Source organism: Spirochaetaceae bacterium, from assembly GCA_009784515.1.
Taxonomy (GTDB): Bacteria; Spirochaetota; Spirochaetia; order WRBN01; family WRBN01; genus WRBN01.
The window spans coordinates 22,631-40,455 of the sequence record WRBN01000005.1; the positions used below are offsets into that span (position 1 = coordinate 22,631).

The 17,825-nt window shown below is 41.5% G+C and carries 12 protein-coding genes, 1 pseudogene and 1 CRISPR repeat array; of the genes and pseudogenes, 11 read left to right on the forward strand and 2 right to left on the reverse strand.

The annotated features are described in order from the left end of the window. Nucleotides 1–11 precede the first annotated feature (11 nt). The 6 genes from cas5c to cas4 all read left to right on the forward strand — a co-directional run bounded on the left by cas5c (nucleotide 12) and on the right by cas4 (nucleotide 6,272). On the forward strand, nucleotides 12–677 hold the full coding sequence (cas5c, locus tag FWE37_01175; protein MCL2519604.1) for a type I-C CRISPR-associated protein Cas5c: 666 nt from the start codon (nucleotides 12–14) through the stop codon (nucleotides 675–677). Beyond that, a complete protein-coding gene (gene cas8c, locus FWE37_01180) occupies nucleotides 674–2,515 on the forward strand; it encodes a type I-C CRISPR-associated protein Cas8c/Csd1 (GenBank protein MCL2519605.1) in 1,842 nt (613 codons plus the stop codon). Before cas5c ends, cas8c begins: the two co-directional genes overlap by 4 nt. Before the next feature lie 2 nt (nucleotides 2,516–2,517). Then, nucleotides 2,518–3,474 carry a type I-C CRISPR-associated protein Cas7/Csd2 gene (gene cas7c / locus FWE37_01185; protein ID MCL2519606.1) on the forward strand — a complete coding sequence of 319 codons (957 nt, stop codon included), beginning with the start codon at nucleotides 2,518–2,520 and terminating at the stop codon, nucleotides 3,472–3,474. 78 nt (nucleotides 3,475–3,552) lie between these two features. Then, nucleotides 3,553–5,175 carry a DUF262 domain-containing protein gene (locus FWE37_01190; GenBank protein MCL2519607.1) on the forward strand — a complete coding sequence of 541 codons (1,623 nt, stop codon included), beginning with the start codon at nucleotides 3,553–3,555 and terminating at the stop codon, nucleotides 5,173–5,175. A 29-nt stretch (nucleotides 5,176–5,204) separates the two neighbouring features. Next, on the forward strand, nucleotides 5,205–5,570 hold the full coding sequence (locus FWE37_01195; protein ID MCL2519608.1) for a TfoX/Sxy family protein: 366 nt from the start codon (nucleotides 5,205–5,207) through the stop codon (nucleotides 5,568–5,570). Nucleotides 5,571–5,582: 12 nt separating this feature from the next. Beyond that, nucleotides 5,583–6,272: a CRISPR-associated protein Cas4 gene (gene cas4 / locus FWE37_01200; GenBank protein ID MCL2519609.1), complete on the forward strand. Its 690-nt coding sequence runs from the start codon at nucleotides 5,583–5,585 to the stop codon at nucleotides 6,270–6,272. A gap of 4 nt (nucleotides 6,273–6,276) precedes the next feature. Here the strand turns inward: cas4 and FWE37_01205 are convergent, their stop codons facing one another. Then, entirely contained in the window at nucleotides 6,277–6,510 is a 234-nt protein-coding gene (locus FWE37_01205; protein MCL2519610.1) for a Uma2 family endonuclease, read from the reverse strand. A gap of 253 nt (nucleotides 6,511–6,763) precedes the next feature. Continuing rightward, nucleotides 6,764–7,438: a hypothetical protein gene (locus FWE37_01210; protein ID MCL2519611.1), complete on the reverse strand. Its 675-nt coding sequence runs from the start codon at nucleotides 7,436–7,438 to the stop codon at nucleotides 6,764–6,766. A 168-nt stretch (nucleotides 7,439–7,606) separates the two neighbouring features. Between FWE37_01210 and FWE37_01215 the strand changes: the two genes are divergently transcribed. From FWE37_01215 to cas2, 5 genes and pseudogenes are all read left to right on the forward strand, one after another. Then, the gene (locus tag FWE37_01215) at nucleotides 7,607–8,161 is read left to right on the forward strand and encodes a Uma2 family endonuclease (GenBank protein ID MCL2519612.1); all 555 of its coding nucleotides are present in this window, start codon (nucleotides 7,607–7,609) and stop codon (nucleotides 8,159–8,161) included. A 3-nt stretch (nucleotides 8,162–8,164) separates the two neighbouring features. After that, nucleotides 8,165–8,725 (forward strand): Uma2 family endonuclease, encoded by a 561-nt coding sequence (locus tag FWE37_01220; protein ID MCL2519613.1) that lies wholly within the window; start codon nucleotides 8,165–8,167, stop codon nucleotides 8,723–8,725. 3 nt (nucleotides 8,726–8,728) lie between these two features. Then, complete coding sequence (cas1c, locus tag FWE37_01225; GenBank protein ID MCL2519614.1) at nucleotides 8,729–9,766, forward strand: type I-C CRISPR-associated endonuclease Cas1c; 1,038 nt, start codon at nucleotides 8,729–8,731, stop codon at nucleotides 9,764–9,766. Between the two features lie 689 nt (nucleotides 9,767–10,455). Then, a pseudogene (locus FWE37_01230) lies at nucleotides 10,456–11,205 on the forward strand (DUF2130 domain-containing protein). Between the two features lie 187 nt (nucleotides 11,206–11,392). Further along, nucleotides 11,393–11,677 carry a CRISPR-associated endonuclease Cas2 gene (gene cas2 / locus FWE37_01235; GenBank protein ID MCL2519615.1) on the forward strand — a complete coding sequence of 95 codons (285 nt, stop codon included), beginning with the start codon at nucleotides 11,393–11,395 and terminating at the stop codon, nucleotides 11,675–11,677. Nucleotides 11,678–11,878: 201 nt separating this feature from the next. Then, a CRISPR array of direct repeats spans nucleotides 11,879–17,687; the repeat unit is 33 nt; unit sequence GTCGCGCTCCGCATGGAGCGTGTGAATTGAAAC. Nucleotides 17,688–17,825: the final 138 nt, after the last annotated feature.

Consider the following 17,825-nt stretch of genomic DNA (forward strand, 5'->3'; position numbering starts at 1 on the left):
AGAGAGGCAATATGCAGGGAGTACAAGTTTATTTTGAGGGCCAATATGCCTGTTTTACCCGCCCCGAGCTAAAAACCGAGCGGGTAAGTTATGATGTACCCACACCGGGTGCCGTACGCAATATGCTGCAGGCTATTTATTGGAAGCCGGCAATAGAGTGGCATATCCGCTCTATCACGGTGCTAAAACCTATTCAGTTTATGACGGTAAAACGTAATGAGGTGTACGGCCAGCAAAGCGAAAGCGGTGGAAATAAGGGCGGTATCATTATTGAGAACAACCGCGTGCAACGTAACGGTTTACTGTTAAAAGACGTGGCTTATATAGTAGACGCTTACTTTACCTTAACCGCTAAAGCAGGAACGGAAGACACCGAAGAAAAACACTTTGCTATCATCAAACGGCGTTTACAAAATGGCCAATGCTTTGCCCAGCCCTTTTTGGGCTGCCGTGAGTTTAGTGCCTTTTTTAGAGAGGCTCAAGATGTACATACTGAGCTTGAGTTTATTAAAGCTAAAGGTGAGCAAGTTGCAGAAATTGACTATAAAGATTTAGGGTACATGCTTTATGATGTGGATTATAGTAACCCTCAAGCTAAAGTTTTACAGCCGCGTTACTTTGAGGCAAAATTGATAAATAATGTGCTTACAATAGAGGGTGTAGAGGTAAAACAATGATACTAAACGCTTTATACAAGTTATATAATCGGCTAGAAAGTGACCCTAATGAGCGTGAAAATATTCCTAGTAGGTCATCAAGTAAAATTAAGGTAAACTATGCTTTAGTTATTAATAAAGAAGGTAAACTCATAGCCATAAACCTTATAGGGAATGCCGAAAAAGCTAAGGTACAAAGTAAAAAACTCTTTGTGCCTTATCAACTAGACGATAGCGGCGGTATCCGCGAACGCTTTTTGTGCGGTAAAGCCAAATATTTATTAGGAGTAGATAGTAAAGATAGCAAACTTTACGAGGCTTACTTTGAAGCTACCAAAAAACTGCACCATGCTATAGGTGATAAATTAACCAATAATAGTGAAATGCAGGCGGTGATTAAGTTTTTTGATAACTGGTTACCTGAACAAGCCTTAGAAAACAACATTATTAAAGAAAAATGGGACGATTTAGTAAAAAACCCGGCCAGCTTAGTCTTTGAGGTTGAAATGGGTGAAAGCCTTTATGTGCATGAAAATGAGGAGATTAAAGAGGCTTTTAAACAAGACTACGAGCAAAAGTTTAGCGGCAGCGATGTAACTAAAGGAACTTGCCTGATAAGCGGGAAAGAAGATATGCCCTTAGTACGTTTGCACGAAAAAATTAAAGGTGTAGCAGGGGCGCAACCTACTGGGGCCAACCTTGTAAGTTATAACGACACCATCTTTGAAAGTTATGGCCTTAAGGGTGGCGAAAATGCTAAAATTAGCGGGGAAACTGCCTTTAATTATGCCGCCGCCCTTAATTATTTGCTTAGTAATAGCAAGCGGTATACACGTGCTGGGAGTACCACTTTTGTTTATTGGAGTGAAATTAAAGACCCCGCCGAAGATGAAATTGATTTAATTATTGAAGCCGAAGAGACTGCCCTTGATAATTTGCTGGCTGAATATTCTCAGTTAAAGCAAAACAAGGTTACTTTAAAGGCAAGGGATAATCAAGCTTTTTACATTTTAGCCCTTATCCCCGCGGCTGGGCGGCTGGGCATTCGCTTCTTTTTAGAAAGTAATGTTGATAAATTAAAAATGAGCATTGCCAGCCATTACCAAGATATAGCTTTAGGCACACCGCCCGATGAGCCCGCCAAAGATGAAGAGAGAAAGCCCATTAAAGCTAAAAGCGGTAAAGATGGCACGAAAAAAATTAAGCAATATGTGGGGCTTTATAAACTAATGGATAGTCTTGTAAGCCAAAATATTAAGAAAAATAGAAGTGAAGCTATTGACGATAACCTAGCCGGTAAAATTGCCTACGCTATCTTTAGCGGAATAAATTATCCGCAAAACTTATTAGTGGCGGTAATACGGGCTATTAAGGCCGATGGGCAGGTTACACGGCCGCGTGCCAGCATTATTAAAGGTGTATTAGTAAGAAATTATGATAAACGAGAGGAGATAAATAAAGTGCTTAATGAACAATTAGACGATGTGGGCTACCTGTGCGGGCGGCTCTTTGCCGTGCTAGAGGCCACTCAAAATAAAGCCATTGGCGGCGGTACTACTATTGCCGACAAATATTTGGCCACCGCAGCCAGTACGCCGGTGCGAGTTTTTCCGCAATTATTAAACCTTAACCAGCACCACAAAAGTAAAATTGGTGGTGGCCTTGCCGTTAATATTGATAAAGAGTTACAAGAAATTTTTAACCTCTTTAAAGAGGGTATGAACTTTCCTAAAACTCTCTCCACAGAGGGGCAAGGATTGTTTTACATTGGCTACTACCAAGAAAAAGCCGCTGTGTGGCAAAGATTAAAATCGGCTAAACCCGCAGATATTAACCCAACTGAAGAAGGAGCTAACTAACCATGAGTAATATTGAAAACCGCTACGACTTTGTCTATTTTTTTGAGGTAACCAACGGTAACCCCAACGGCGACCCTGATGCCGGCAACCTTCCCCGTGTTGATGTGGAGACGGGTTTAGGTATAACTACCGATGTATCTTTAAAACGTAAAGTACGTAACTATGTAACTATGACAGATAAGCCACAAGGGGAAGACAACTATGTCTCAGAAAATAGTGAAGAAAGACGTTACAATATTTATATTAAAGAAGCGTCTGTTTTAAATCGTAATCACGATAAAGCACATGAAGCCGTTGGTAGCGATTTAAGGGAGAAAAGCCCAAATGCAACCAAAGGTAATGCTAAAACTGATAATGCTAAAAAATGGCTTTGTAATAACTTTTATGATATTCGTACCTTTGGTGCGGTGATGAATACCGGCGCTGCCAGCGGTGTAGTGAGAGGTCCTGTGCAGTTTACTTTTAGTCAAAGCGTAGAGCCTGTTATGCCCACCGAAATTAGTGTAACCCGTATGGCTGTAACTAAAGAAGAAGATTTACAAAAAGAACGTACCATCGGCAAAAAAACCTACATTCCCTACGGCCTGTACCGCATGGAGGGCTTTATTAGCGCTAACCAAGCCGCTGCCACAGGTTTTACCCAAGAAGATTTAGATTTACTATGGGAGAGCTTAATTAACATGTTTGAGCAAGACCATTCGGCAAGTAGAGGCAAAATGGGAGCGAGAAAGCTGATTGTGTTTAAACACGAAAGCAAGCTAGGCAATGCCCCTGCACAAACCCTGTTTGACCTAGTACGCGTTAAACGCCTTAATGACAAAGGCGAAGCCGTGGGTGATGTGGTTACCCAAAAGGAACTGCTAAAAGATTTGCCGCCGGCAAGGTATTTTGCCGATTATAAAATTGAGGTGGAGAGCGGTAAGTTGCCTAGTGGTGTTGTGATTGAAGAGAAGCTATAAAAATTTGTTTGACAAATGGGTACTCCTAGTGTAAACTAGGGGTACCAAAATTTTTGGCTATTAGGTGGTAGATTAAAGATGAATAATATAACAACCATTGCCAACTTGCTAACAAATACCATTGCCGTACCTAATTACCAACGAGCCTATGCGTGGCGAGAATGGCGGGACAAAGGGCAGCTTAGCCAGTTTATAGAAGACCTTGAAGAACACTATAAAGCTATTACTACAGCAGGGCTAACTACTCCTTACCACTTTGGGCATTTTTTATTTGAAAAGAATGAAGATGATAATTTTTACGTAATTGACGGCCAACAAAGACTGACAACAATTGTTATATTTTTAGCTGCCACTTCAGCTAATTTAAATAATTATAATATTAATCTTAATAAATTTTCAACCATTGGTTATGATAATCAATTTTTTATTGACTATGTGATGAATAAAACCAAAACAAATAAAGACAATTTACCAACAAAATCATCACAGCGTATAGCTAATGCCTTTGACTATTTTAACAAAAGATTACCCTACAAAGTACAAGAACATATTGAGGCTCTTGTTGATATAGTTTTAAAAGCAAGCTGTACTACGGCTCAGTTGGTTCAAAATTCTATGCAGGCTGCTCAAATGTTTATTTTTCAAAATGATAGGGGGCTGAAAGTTACCATTCTAGAAAAAATAAAAGCCCAATTCATGCATAAGTTACATCTCTTTGGGAGTGGACAGGCCGCCGAAAACATTAATAAGCTCCAGCAACATTTTGAAAATATCTATAAAGCTCAAGCCATTATTAATATAGATGAAGATACCGTTTTGGGGTGGTTTGCCAGAGTTTGGTATGGAAAGCTTACACCTACAATTAATGTTCATGAAGAAATTATGCAAACATTTAACAATGAGAAATTTCAGGGAACAAAGGGTGTTGATTTTATCTTAAGGTTTTGTGAACAATTAGAAAAGTGTTTTAATAATTTAATTTATTTTTACAGAGATGATAGTTTGAATTTTCCCAATATACGTAGTTTAATCATTTTAGAAGACGAAAGTTATCTCTTTATGCCTTTTATTATTAAAGCCTATAACTTTAATTTACCTAAAGCTGACATTGATACTTTGTGCAATAATTTTATGGCTCTTGAAGTACGCAGACGCTTAATAGGCGGTAAAGGCTACTTGCATCAACGTTTAGGTGATGTGTTTAATAAGTTTAATGACAACAGTAACGATATAAGCCCTATTACAGACCGAATTGAAGTTTTAAAAACGATGCGAAGCGGTCAAAAAATAGAAATAAATGAATTTAAAATTGCTGGAGACTATTGGAATAACACCAAAATAAAAGAAGCCTTAGAAGAGTCTGTTGAAGATAAAGAAAAAGTTATTAAATTTATTTTATGGCAATATGAAACAAATAACGGTGATAAATGTAATTATGATTACGATGAGCTTTCATTAGATTATATTCGTGCTAAACCCGGTAAAAATTATACTAAATTTGACTTGTTGGGGAATTATATTTTATTAACTCCTCGAAACACTGTTAAAGGTGACTCTAGTTTTGACAAAAAGAAAAGCAGCTTTATTCATTTAAAGCAACAACTTGAAATTAGAGACGACCATCAATTAGAGGTGTGGGATAGCGAGGCCATTGAAAAACGCCATAAAAAATTAGTACAATTTGTGCTAGAGAACTTATAGCCCATTTCCATAGGAAGGTAAATTAAAACATGGCATGGACAAAAGCCCCTGCGGATATGACCGATTGGCTTACCACACAGATGGAGCACTACCCGCTACAATACCGCCCCATGTTTGGTTACCCTACATGGTTTTACAACGGTAATATGTTTAGCAGCGTGCACGGCGAAAATATTATGCTACGTTTAAAACCCGCCGACCAAGCGGCCATGATGGAAGCTTTTGATGAGGTGCAGCCCTTTGTGGCCTTAAATGGTAAGGCCATGAAAGATTACGTGATGTTTAGTGCCGATTTGTTTAGTGAAACACCTGAACTGCAAAAATGGTTTGATAAAGGTTTTGAACATGTAAAAAGTTTGCCGGTTAAAGAGCCGAAGGTTAAAAAATCTAAGTAAAATGAGTTAATCATGCACAACACCGACACCTACTTCCTCATCTCTGGCTTGCAACACTTTACCTTTTGCCGCCGCCGCTGGGCCTTAATTTATATAGAGCAAGTTTGGGCCGACAACGCCCTTACTATACAGGGCGCACTTATGCACGAAAAAGCCCATAACCCGCTTTTAACCGATAAACGAGGTAATGTACTCATTAGCCGCGAAATGCCCATTATCTCGCATAAGCACCAAATGCAGGGTAACTGCGATATTGTTGAGTTTATAAAAGCCGATGAGGGCGTGCCGCTATTTGGCCGTGAAGGGCTGTGGCAACCCACACCGATTGAGTATAAAAAAGGCAAAGGCCGAGTAAGCGGAGGGCTTTGCATATCGCATGGCCACGAGGCCGATAGCCGCCAACTGTGCGCACAGGCGATGTGCCTAGAAGAAATGCTGTGCTGTAAGCCCATCGAAACAGCCTATATTTATTATGGTGAAATTAAACGCCGTGAGCCTGTAGCCATTACTGTCGAGCTACGGCAAAATGTGGCCAATTTACTGGCCGAAATGCGTAATTACTACGCGCGGGGCTACGTACCCAAAGCCAAACCCGCTAAACATTGTGATAACTGCTCGCTAAAAGAGGAATGCCTGCCCAATTTAGCTAAAAGAGAAAGCGTAAAAAGTTATTTAGCGAATATGTTAAGTGATGATGATTAAAACTTTACTTTTGTAAGTAATTTAAATCAATGGTTAAACCTTCAAAGCTGTGTACCTTAATGCTAGCCTCGTTACGGTGTACGCTTTCTACATAAACACCATCGTTATTAAGTACAAAGATGTGCACAAAATAGGGGTTACGCACCACCCAATTCTCTTTTACTCCAGCACGCTCATAAGCAGCACGTTTTTTGCCTAAATCGGTTTTAAGGGTGCTAAAAGAGCCTATCTCTATCACCCTGTTATATCAAGTAAACCATCATTTATTCCGTAAAGGCTTTTTGTTACCTTCTCAATAATTTTTTCTTGTGCTTTCTATCTTCATATAAAAAGGCTCATGCCTTGCGCAAAAAAAGCTATAAGGCCATGCATGGTGAAGAGGAAACCTAAAAAGGTTTTAAAAGCCACAAAGAAAGCACTCTTTTTAGAAGAGTGCCTTAGTAATTAAATAAAATAGAGCTGTTTTAACCTTTGCTAAATGTAATCACCTTTTATTCAAGCAAAGAAATCATAAACAAAGCATACTGAAACCATTCCATTGCATCTTCATCCGTCATGTAGCTTGTATCACCATCTATATTTACATACTCCCAGCCATTTCCTAAAGCTGTCAATACTCCTTGGTCTCCCCCCATATCGCCATTTATCGGGTCATCTGCCGTCCAGCTAATAATATTGCCATCTTCATCTTTTCTTTCAAAGCCAAAATACCTATCTCCCATAACAACTTTAGTTAAATTGGCATCATCAACCCTATTGCCGGCTTCATCAAGTATGTCTCTATCAAAATAAAACTCTAGCCATGCTCTAAATTCGTGCCAACCATCAGCGTAGCCATCAAAATATTCGGGTGGTAGCGTTTCCATTTCGCCAGTAAATCTTGCACGGCCGGTATCTACAAATAAGGCAGTAGTATCATCTTGCCCAACCCAAAACCTATCGGGCACATCGGCAAAGTTTACCCTGCTATCATCATTTCGCATTAAAAAAGCACGCGCCGTAACTTCGTTATCAAAACGTTCAATAATAGCGGCCCGCATAGCTAAAGCGCGTGCGCTTAAACCATTGGTTTCTTCGGCCCCATTGCTATTCCTGTTAAGATTGCAGGCCACCGCTAAAGCTGCAAATATGGCTGCAATTAGCCAAACCATTTTGTTTTTAACCATTTTTCTCTCCTTTTATGGCTATTTAATTTTGGCTAATCACTAAAGAAAAGATTCTTAGCAGCTATGCTGCTAAGATGCAATAGGCTAGCCTATTTTTTTTCAATTTTTTCAGAAAATAACCTGCTCATTTTATTTGCCATGCCCTTTAACTTGTGGTATACTAAAGCCATGAGCAATATCCCCCTTAACAAATACCTTACTTTAACCGACTATTTTAACCTACTTCTTGATGAACGCGGCAAACAGGAGCTTATAGATGGTATACTCACCATGTCTCCCTCTCCTAGCAGTAATCATGCCCGAATGGTGCGGCATTTAACAAAGTACCTTATTAATTATTTTGATGATAAAACCTGTGAATTTTTTGCCGACCACGATGTTCAGCTCTTTCAAGATGAGCCGCTTATTTACCGCCCCGACTTATTAGTTGTATGCGACCGCAGCAAAATTACCGAACAGCAAATATTAGGGGCTCCCGATTTTATTGTGGAAGTTGGTTCACCGTCCACCCTTAACAGAGATTTAACCAAAAAACGCACCGATTACGAACGCGCAGGCGTTGCCGAATATTGGGTAATGGTTAGCCCAGTGCTGGTTTATACATACTGCCTCAATGCTGATGGAAAATTTGAAGAGACCGTACACCGTAACCCCAAAAGCATAAAAGTGCATAGCTTTGATGAACTTGTTATCGATTTTAGCCGCTTACAACAAGGAATGTAACCCATGAGCAGCATACCTCTTAACAAATACTTTACTTTGCAAGATTATTTTAGCTTACCTTATAAAGGCAATGAAGAGCCGCGTTTTGAGCTAATTGATGGAATAATGATGATGTCGCCATCGCCCAGTAATAAACATCAGCAAATTATGCTTAATTTAACTAGGCAGTTGGCCAATTTTTTTGATGATAAAGCTTGCCAAGTTTTTTTTGAATTTGATGTCAAACTCTTCCCTCGCAAAGCCACTGTTTATTGCCCAGATTTGATTGTGGTATGCAACTCAAACCAAATTACCGAGCAATATATAGATGGCCCGCCTAACTTTATCATCGAGGTAGGCTCACCCGGCACCCTTCATAAAGATTTAACCAAAAAACGCACCGACTACGAACGCGCAGGAGTAAACGAATATTGGGTAGTTGATGGCGTTTATCGTGTTTATACCTATCTGCTTAATGAAAATAATAAATATGATGAAATTATTTACGAAAAACAAAAAGAAATACCTGTTAAAAGCTTTACAGGCTTAACTATTAGCTTTGAACGCCTACAAAAAATGCTATAAAAAATGAAAAAACTTTTAAATACCCTTTATGTTAATCAACCCGATGTCTACCTATCATTAGATGGGGAAAACATTGTCTTTTTAGGGGTAAATAATGTCGAAGTAAATCCTCGCCGCCCGCTGCACTTATTTGAAGGCATTGTGAGCTTTGGTTACCGCGGTGTAAGCCCAGCCCTTATGGGCAAATGCGTCGAAATGGGCATTAGCCTCAGCTTTTGTAAGCCTAGTGGCCGTTTTTTAGCCGAAGTTAGCGGCGAGGTGCGTGGTAATGTGCTCCTAAGGCGCAAACATTACCGCATAGCCGATGATGTAGAGCAAAGTTTAAGTTTAGCTAAAGTTATTACCGCAGCCAAAATAACCAATAGCCGTTGGGTGTTAGAACGAGCCACTCGCGACCATGCCCTGCAAGTTGATGGTGAAAAAATTACTAGGGCCATTACCAGCTTAAAAAAGGCTAAAGATGATGCCCTAAAGAGCCTAACCCACGAAGAACTGATGGGTATAGAGGGCAAAGCTGCCAGCAGCTACTTTTGGGCCTTTGATGAACTTATCTTACATAGTAAAGAACATTTTTATTTTAAAGAGCGCACTAAACGCCCACCAATGGATAACGTTAATGCCCTACTCTCCTTTGTTTACAGCTTACTTACCAAAGAGATAGCCTCTGCTTTAATTGCGGTGGGATTAGACCCTTTTGTAGGTTTTATCCATAAAGAACGGCCGGGCCGCCACTCGCTGGCCCTTGATTTAATTGAGGAGTTACGCGCCCCAGTAGCCGATAGATTTGTACTTACCCTCATTAATACTCGCCGTGTAAATGCCAAAGGCTTTACGCAAAAAGAAAACGGTGCTGTGATGATGGACGAAAATACTCGTAAAACCTTTTTAACCGCTTGGCAAGAGCATAAAAAAGAACAGCTTACCCACCCTTATTTAAAGGAAAAAATTAGCTGGGGCTTGGTGCCCCATGCACAGGCTCAACTACTGGCTAGCTATTTACGCGGCGACCTTGATGGTTACCCGCCGTTTTTGTGGAAATGATAGGTTACTTTAAACAACACTTTACTAAGGTTGACGAAATTTCTCACTTATGTTACACTCTTAAATATAAGAGGTTTTGGTGTCTTTAAAGCATCAAAGCTCAAAACTATTAGGAGTAAAATATGAATGAAATGATAATTAACTGCCCAAAATGTAACCAAACATTTAACTTGTTAGAGCAAACGACCATTGATGGCCATGTAAAGCAAGAAATTGATAAAGCTCTACAAGCTGCAAAAAACTCTTTTGATAAAGAATTAGAAACAGCTAAAAAATTAGTTACGGAAACCACGACAAATTTGTTAAAAGACGAACTACATGAAAAAGACAGGTTAGTGTTAGAGCTAAATGTTAAGCTAACTCAAATTAAAGAAGAAAAAGAAAATGCTATAAAATTGGCCATAGAAGAGACAAAAAATTTATCGAAAGATGAGCTAAGTAGCAAAACTCTAGAAATAGAGAAAATAAAGGCTGCAAATGATAAATCTATATCAGAGCTTCAGGCTAAAATTGACTTATTTGAAAGAGACAAAAAGTTAGAAATTTCTCAAATAATAAGTGAAGAACAAGAAAAACATACAGACCTAAAGGTTAAAATTGCCGAACAAAATACAAAATTTGCAGAGATGGAGAGTAACTATAAAGGCATTATTGCATATAAAGATAAGGAGATTGAACGTGTGGAAAAGATGAAAAAATCATTATCAACTAAAGCTTTAGGTGAATCTTTAGAGATATATTGTCAAAATGAATTTAATAAAATTTGCTCTTCGGCTTTCCCTAATGCTTTTTTTCAATAAAGATAACGATGCCAGTAGCGGCAGTAAGGGAGATTTTATCTTTCGTTACCCTGCAGAGGGCGTTGAATCTATTTCCATCATGTTTGAATGTAAGCATGAAAGCGAAGATACTGCCGTAAAACAAAAAAACGAAAGTTTTTTAGCAAAACTAGATAAAGACCGTAACAAGGAAAAATGTGAGTATTCAATTTTAGTCTCTACCCTTGAAGCTGATAATGATTTATATAATCAAGGCATAGTTGATGTTTCCTACCTCTATCCTAAAATGTATGTTATTAGGCCGCAGTTTTTATCCTCATGATTACCATGCTTAAAAATGCAGCTGAGAAATCTTATGAAGCCAAAAAAGAATTAGCTATAGCTAGAGAGCAGAATATAGATATTACGAATTTTGTAAATAATGTAGCTAATTTTAGAAGTAGTTTTTTCCAAACAATGGAATATGCAAATAACAAACGTGAAGAAGCTATCACGCAAATTGATAACGCTATTAGAGGTCTTGAAAATGCAAAGGAAGCATTAAGGATATTCAATGGGCATTTTAATACAATGGATAATAAATTGGAAAAATTTACTGTTGAGCGATTAATTAAGAATAATCCAACAATGATAGAATTGTTTAATAAGCTAGAAGAATAGCTCGATAATTATTATAGATTTTCTTATTTTTATTGTACTTTTTAGTATACTTGTCGTGCTTTTACCAGCACGTGAATTGAAACAGTAATGTGTTTTTTAAAATGCAATGAATTATATCGTCCCTCTATCGAGGGGCGTGAATTAAGTTCTTACTTGACAGAAACAGGAATTATGCTAAACTGAAACTATGCTAATACTCATAGCCTACGATGTAAACACCGAAACTCCAGCCGGCAAGCGCCGCCTAAGACAAGTGGCCAAAGTTTGTGTCAATTACGGTCAGCGCGTGCAGAATTCCGTTTTTGAGTGCGAACTTGATAACGCTTTGTTCATCAAAGTAAAGCATCAATTAGAAAATATCATTGATAAAGAAACCGACAGCCTGCGCTTTTACCGCTTAGGAAATAATCCACAAATTGAGCATATAGGTGCTAAAGAGAGTTATGACCCTAAGGGCATACTTATTATTTAATTACTGGTGCGAAGGGGAAGCTAACATAAAAAGGGCTAACCTTTCGCACTTACCTTGCTATAGAAATAGGTTTTGCCTATACTCATATTATAAATATATTTATTTCAATCTTATAGTATTATAGACAAAATAAGCATTTTTTGATATACTAAGGGAAATTTCTCGCAACGAGGAATAACGAGGTTAGCTTTAATCTCTGCCGTCGCGCTCCGCATGGAGCGTGTGAATTGAAACATTTAAATTTCCTTTATAGATTTTAAAAATTGCGTCGCGCTCCGCATGGAGCGTGTGAATTGAAACTTAAAACGCATACGTTATCTATCGCAGCAGGGGCGTCGCGCTCCGCATGGAGCGTGTGAATTGAAACTTTTGTTTTAGATTACTTTAACAGTTGGCTTAGATTGGTCGCGCTCCGCATGGAGCGTGTGAATTGAAACAATACCTTTATACCTAGCGGCCAGTACAGTGAATGTCGCGCTCCGCATGGAGCGTGTGAATTGAAACAAACCAAAGGAAGCCGATACCTTAATAAAACGCTGTCGCGCTCCGCATGGAGCGTGTGAATTGAAACATAACATCAGCAGGTACATAAATAGCGTACCTGTCGGTCGCGCTCCGCATGGAGCGTGTGAATTGAAACACGTTATACAAAGGGCCAACTATAGTAATTGAGGTCGCGCTCCGCATGGAGCGTGTGAATTGAAACGGTATAGCCTTAAAGGGCCCCCCCCAAAAAAAAAGGTCGCGCTCCGCATGGAGCGTGTGAATTGAAACTATTAATACTAAGTCTACAATCTTTTAATTTTTTGGTCGCGCTCCGCATGGAGCGTGTGAATTGAAACCTGTTGTAGTGCTGTATATTTACCACTTTTTGAGGTGTCGCGCTCCGCATGGAGCGTGTGAATTGAAACCTGCCGGCACGTAGCGCTTACCCCGCCAGCTGGGAGGTCGCGCTCCGCATGGAGCGTGTGAATTGAAACTCTAAAGGCGGTGGGTAAAGCCGACCAGCTTACGCGGGTCGCGCTCCGCATGGAGCGTGTGAATTGAAACTACGCCCGCAAAGCACGGGCGGCATTTGTAGAGGGTCGCGCTCCGCATGGAGCGTGTGAATTGAAACATTATATTGCTTTGGTTGCTGGTGGAAAACTGATGTCGCGCTCCGCATGGAGCGTGTGAATTGAAACAATAGACAGTCTGTTTTCTGCCATTGCTTCATCTAGTCGCGCTCCGCATGGAGCGTGTGAATTGAAACTTTTGTGTGTATATTTTTATTGTTCGTAATAAATGTCGCGCTCCGCATGGAGCGTGTGAATTGAAACTGTCAATATGATACGAAGTAGCTCCGGGTACTGCGTCGCGCTCCGCATGGAGCGTGTGAATTGAAACTCTTTAAAGATTTGCCGGCCAATCTTTTGCTCATTCTCGGTCGCGCTCCGCATGGAGCGTGTGAATTGAAACTTTAGATTTCAGCGCGCGGATAGCTGGAACGGAAAGTCGCGCTCCGCATGGAGCGTGTAAATTGAAACCTTATTGAAGTTTTCCGCTTTTATCGTAATATGCTGAGGTCGCGCTCCGCATGGAGCGTGTGAATTGAAACAGTATTTTATCGAAAAATAACACCGAAAACTATGTCGCGCTCCGCATGGAGCGTGTGAATTGAAACCTTGAAAGTAGACTTTAAAGATAAGCTGCTTTAATTAAGTCGCGCTCCGCATGGAGCGTGTGAATTGAAACCCTAATATTGTCTTTGTTCTGGTAATGAATAAAACTATGGTCGCGCTCCGCATGGAGCGTGTGAATTGAAACCTTTACATTAATAATATTGATAAAGAAGTAGCTAAAAAAAGTCGCGCTCCGCATGGAGCGTGTGAATTGAAACGGCTTACTGTGGCCACAGAAAAAGCCAAAAATTTATACCGTCGCGCTCCGCATGGAGCGTGTGAATTGAAACCCTTTGTTTGCCTTAATTACGGGTGATATGCCTATTATGGTCGCGCTCCGCATGGAGCGTGTGAATTGAAACCCTTTGTTTGCCTTAATTACGGGTGATATGCCTATTATGGTCGCGCTCCGCATGGAGCGTGTGAATTGAGGTCGCGCTCCGCATGGAGCGTGTGAATTGAAACTAAAATAGAATTTAGAGCAGATAAACACCATAAAGGTCGCGCTCCGCATGGAGCGTGTGAATTGAAACCCTATTTTAGGCGGGGTAAGATAAGCCATAATAATGGCGTCGCGCTCCGCATGGAGCGTGTGAATTGAAACGCTAGAGGCGCTATCACCGCTAAGCACTATAAAAGGTCGCGCTCCGCATGGAGCGTGTGAATTGAAACACCATCGGTGCTAGGGGCAACTAGGGTAAACGTAAGTCGCGCTCCGCATGGAGCGTGTGAATTGAAACATTGGGTACTTTATTTTTTGTTAGATGATTATTTTGTCGCGCTCCGCATGGAGCGTGTGAATTGAAACCGTGAATGGCATGAAATGGCCGAACATGACGATGTCGCGCTCCGCATGGAGCGTGTGAATTGAAACCGTGAATGGCATGAAATGGCCGAACATGACGATGTCGCGCTCCGCATGGAGCGTGTGAATTGAAACCTTTTCTAATGCCATAAAGCCAATATTTACAGAGGGGTCGCGCTCCGCATGGAGCGTGTGAATTGAAACCTTTATACCTAGAGTTAATAGATAATTATTTGCAGTCGCGCTCCGCATGGAGCGTGTGAATTGAAACTTATTGCATAATTATTTATATCAAAGTTATCTTGTCGCGCTCCGCATGGAGCGTGTGAATTGAAACAAACATTTGTTTGATTTTATTATCCAATTCTTCCAGTCGCGCTCCGCATGGAGCGTGTGAATTGAAACCTTTAAATAATTTGGCTAATAATATTGCGCAATCATGGAGTCGCGCTCCGCATGGAGCGTGTGAATTGAAACTATTGCTAAAGTCAATCATTCCCCGCCAGCGCCTAGGTCGCGCTCCGCATGGAGCGTGTGAATTGAAACTAATTTAGTTGCTGATGATGTTAATATTAATATAGGTCGCGCTCCGCATGGAGCGTGTGAATTGAAACTCAAGATTTTATGGCCAGTAATAGGCACAGGTTGTGTCGCGCTCCGCATGGAGCGTGTGAATTGAAACTTAAGGCTGCTAACGGGGATAACTAATGAATAATATTGTCGCGCTCCGCATGGAGCGTGTGAATTGAAACACTTCTCATGGCGTCAAGGGGGGCAATAAGGTTATATCTGGTCGCGCTCCGCATGGAGCGTGTGAATTGAAACATCTAAGAGGTCGTTTCGCCAGAGCAGATAAACTGGTCGCGCTCCGCATGGAGCGTGTGAATTGAAACTGCTTTTAAAAATAAAGAGATAACCTATGGCTATAGGGTCGCGCTCCGCATGGAGCGTGTGAATTGAAACAATTTGCTTTTTGGGCCACGGTAAATACAGCCGAGTCGCGCTCCGCATGGAGCGTGTGAATTGAAACCATTATTAGTTAAACCCACTAACCAAATAGAAAATGTCGCGCTCCGCATGGAGCGTGTGAATTGAAACTGATGACATTTAGCCACATCAAGCGTACTAGCCAAGTCGCGCTCCGCATGGAGCGTGTGAATTGAAACACTCTCCATACTCTCCATATCTAAAAGTTACCACTTTGCGTCGCGCTCCGCATGGAGCGTGTGAATTGAAACTCCTGCTCCAGCTGCACTTTACATATCATTGGAAAACGTCGCGCTCCGCATGGAGCGTGTGAATTGAAACAATATCACTGGCGCAGCGTGCTAAATATGTTTATGTCGCGCTCCGCATGGAGCGTGTGAATTGAAACTAATTACGGTAGCTACCGCCGCAAAGGGTGGTATGTCGCGCTCCGCATGGAGCGTGTGAATTGAAACTGGCGGCAATGGTAGAGGATGGCCGGCTAAGGGCTAGTCGCGCTCCGCATGGAGCGTGTGAATTGAAACAAATCTGTTGAGGGGGTACGCTTAGGGTTAGAAGATGTCGCGCTCCGCATGGAGCGTGTGAATTGAAACACTATATAATTGAAAATAAATTTATAAAAGCAAAGTCGCGCTCCGCATGGAGCGTGTGAATTGAAACTACGTGCATTTAATTGATAGTGTAACAAGTGAAGGTCGCGCTCCGCATGGAGCGTGTGAATTGAAACAACATTATGGCCGAAGAGCAAGCAAGAAAATTACTAGTCGCGCTCCGCATGGAGCGTGTGAATTGAAACAAACTTAATCCTAAACTAGACGAAGCTAAACTAAGTCGCGCTCCGCATGGAGCGTGTGAATTGAAACCTTTATACCTAGAGTTAATAGATAATTATTTGCAAAGTCGCGCTCCGCATGGAGCGTGTGAATTGAAACCTAGTTCGTCAAACTGGGCAAATGTTTTGGCACTGGTCGCGCTCCGCATGGAGCGTGTGAATTGAAACTTTTATCACGCAATCACCTATATTGGTGGGTGATAAGTCGCGCTCCGCATGGAGCGTGTGAATTGAAACACTCCCCTACTCATTATGCAAAAATGCTGCGCCTCAGCGTCGCGCTCCGCATGGAGCGTGTGAATTGAAACTATTCTACCGGCCAATTTATTTTAGTACCGAGGTAGTCGCGCTCCGCATGGAGCGTGTGAATTGAAACCGGTGACAGAAGTGCCGCAGGCTACCATCCGCCGGTCGCGCTCCGCATGGAGCGTGTGAATTGAAACATCAGATCAAGCTATACTATCACGTGAAATTTACGTCGCGCTCCGCATGGAGCGTGTGAATTGAAACTTTTGCTGGGCAAAGAAAAAGGGCCGCGTTTAAGTCGCGCTCCGCATGGAGCGTGTGAATTGAAACTTAGCTACTCCTGTATCTATAGCAAATTCAGTTAGGTCGCGCTCCGCATGGAGCGTGTGAATTGAAACGGGTATAGCTATCTACTTGGAATGTAATAATTCCAGTCGCGCTCCGCATGGAGCGTGTGAATTGAAACACTCTTCTAGTCATTGGTGCTCCCTAGCCTTAAGCTGTCGCGCTCCGCATGGAGCGTGTGAATTGAAACATAATTGATGACCCAGATGAAGAGCAACCGCTTAAAAGTCGCGCTCCGCATGGAGCGTGTGAATTGAAACTAGAAATATCAGTATGCAATCAAACTTTATCAGAAGTCGCGCTCCGCATGGAGCGTGTGAATTGAAACATCGAGGGGATGTCTTCAGGAATTTTTTTACAGCAGTCGCGCTCCGCATGGAGCGTGTGAATTGAAACTCGAATGTCGAATGCGTTGTTACGAAAGTCAAATAGTCGCGCTCCGCATGGAGCGTGTGAATTGAAACTCAGGATACACGCAAAATAATAACATTAGCACACGTCGCGCTCCGCATGGAGCGTGTGAATTGAAACCTCCGGAGAAGGCGGAAGCGCCACCAGCGAGTAGGTCGCGCTCCGCATGGAGCGTGTGAATTGAAACCTCGATGTGTCCGGTAACGTTTCCGAAGAACGCAGTCGCGCTCCGCATGGAGCGTGTGAATTGAAACTGGACAAGATTAAAGGAGGGGTTGGCCGAAATAAGTCGCGCTCCGCATGGAGCGTGTGAATTGAAACACTGACGGGGCAACTGGTGCAGTTTCTAGTTTAAGTCGCGCTCCGCATGGAGCGTGTGAATTGAAACTATTTCTTCGTCTGTTTCACTATCAATTAAGTGCGTCGCGCTCCGCATGGAGCGTGTGAATTGAAACAGAATATCAATAGCATAATCGGTATTAAATGCTTGTCGCGCTCCGCATGGAGCGTGTGAATTGAAACAGTAAATTGCTAGCGCTTGTTTTAGAACTACGTTTGTCGCGCTCCGCATGGAGCGTGTGAATTGAAACACCGTATGCAGGGCTTCCCTAGTAAGGCGCTGCGTCGCGCTCCGCATGGAGCGTGTGAATTGAAACACCTATTCCTTTCGATTGATAATTGCGGGGCGGCGTCGCGCTCCGCATGGAGCGTGTGAATTGAAACTAGATTACTCGCATGTGTAAGTGTCAAGTAATTCAAGAACAAATAGCTTGTTTTTTTAGTAGAGGTGTAGTGCCGATGCCCTGATGTATCCTATGCTCGTTATAGTATAGGATATATTTTAAAAGTTCAAGTTCAAAC

What these genes read in the sequence shown, in the direction of transcription:
- cas5c (MCL2519604.1), top strand. Translation starts at nt 12, where the DNA reads ATGCAGGGAGTACAAGTTTATTTTGAGGGCCAATATGCCTGTTTTACC.
- cas8c (MCL2519605.1), top strand. Translation starts at nt 674, where the DNA reads ATGATACTAAACGCTTTATACAAGTTATATAATCGGCTAGAAAGTGAC.
- cas7c (MCL2519606.1), top strand. Translation starts at nt 2,518, where the DNA reads ATGAGTAATATTGAAAACCGCTACGACTTTGTCTATTTTTTTGAGGTA.
- FWE37_01190 (MCL2519607.1), top strand. Translation starts at nt 3,553, where the DNA reads ATGAATAATATAACAACCATTGCCAACTTGCTAACAAATACCATTGCC.
- FWE37_01195 (MCL2519608.1), top strand. Translation starts at nt 5,205, where the DNA reads ATGGCATGGACAAAAGCCCCTGCGGATATGACCGATTGGCTTACCACA.
- cas4 (MCL2519609.1), top strand. Translation starts at nt 5,583, where the DNA reads ATGCACAACACCGACACCTACTTCCTCATCTCTGGCTTGCAACACTTT.
- FWE37_01210 (MCL2519611.1), bottom strand. Translation starts at nt 7,438, where the DNA reads ATGGTTAAAAACAAAATGGTTTGGCTAATTGCAGCCATATTTGCAGCT.
- FWE37_01215 (MCL2519612.1), top strand. Translation starts at nt 7,607, where the DNA reads ATGAGCAATATCCCCCTTAACAAATACCTTACTTTAACCGACTATTTT.
- FWE37_01220 (MCL2519613.1), top strand. Translation starts at nt 8,165, where the DNA reads ATGAGCAGCATACCTCTTAACAAATACTTTACTTTGCAAGATTATTTT.
- cas1c (MCL2519614.1), top strand. Translation starts at nt 8,729, where the DNA reads ATGAAAAAACTTTTAAATACCCTTTATGTTAATCAACCCGATGTCTAC.
- cas2 (MCL2519615.1), top strand. Translation starts at nt 11,393, where the DNA reads ATGCTAATACTCATAGCCTACGATGTAAACACCGAAACTCCAGCCGGC.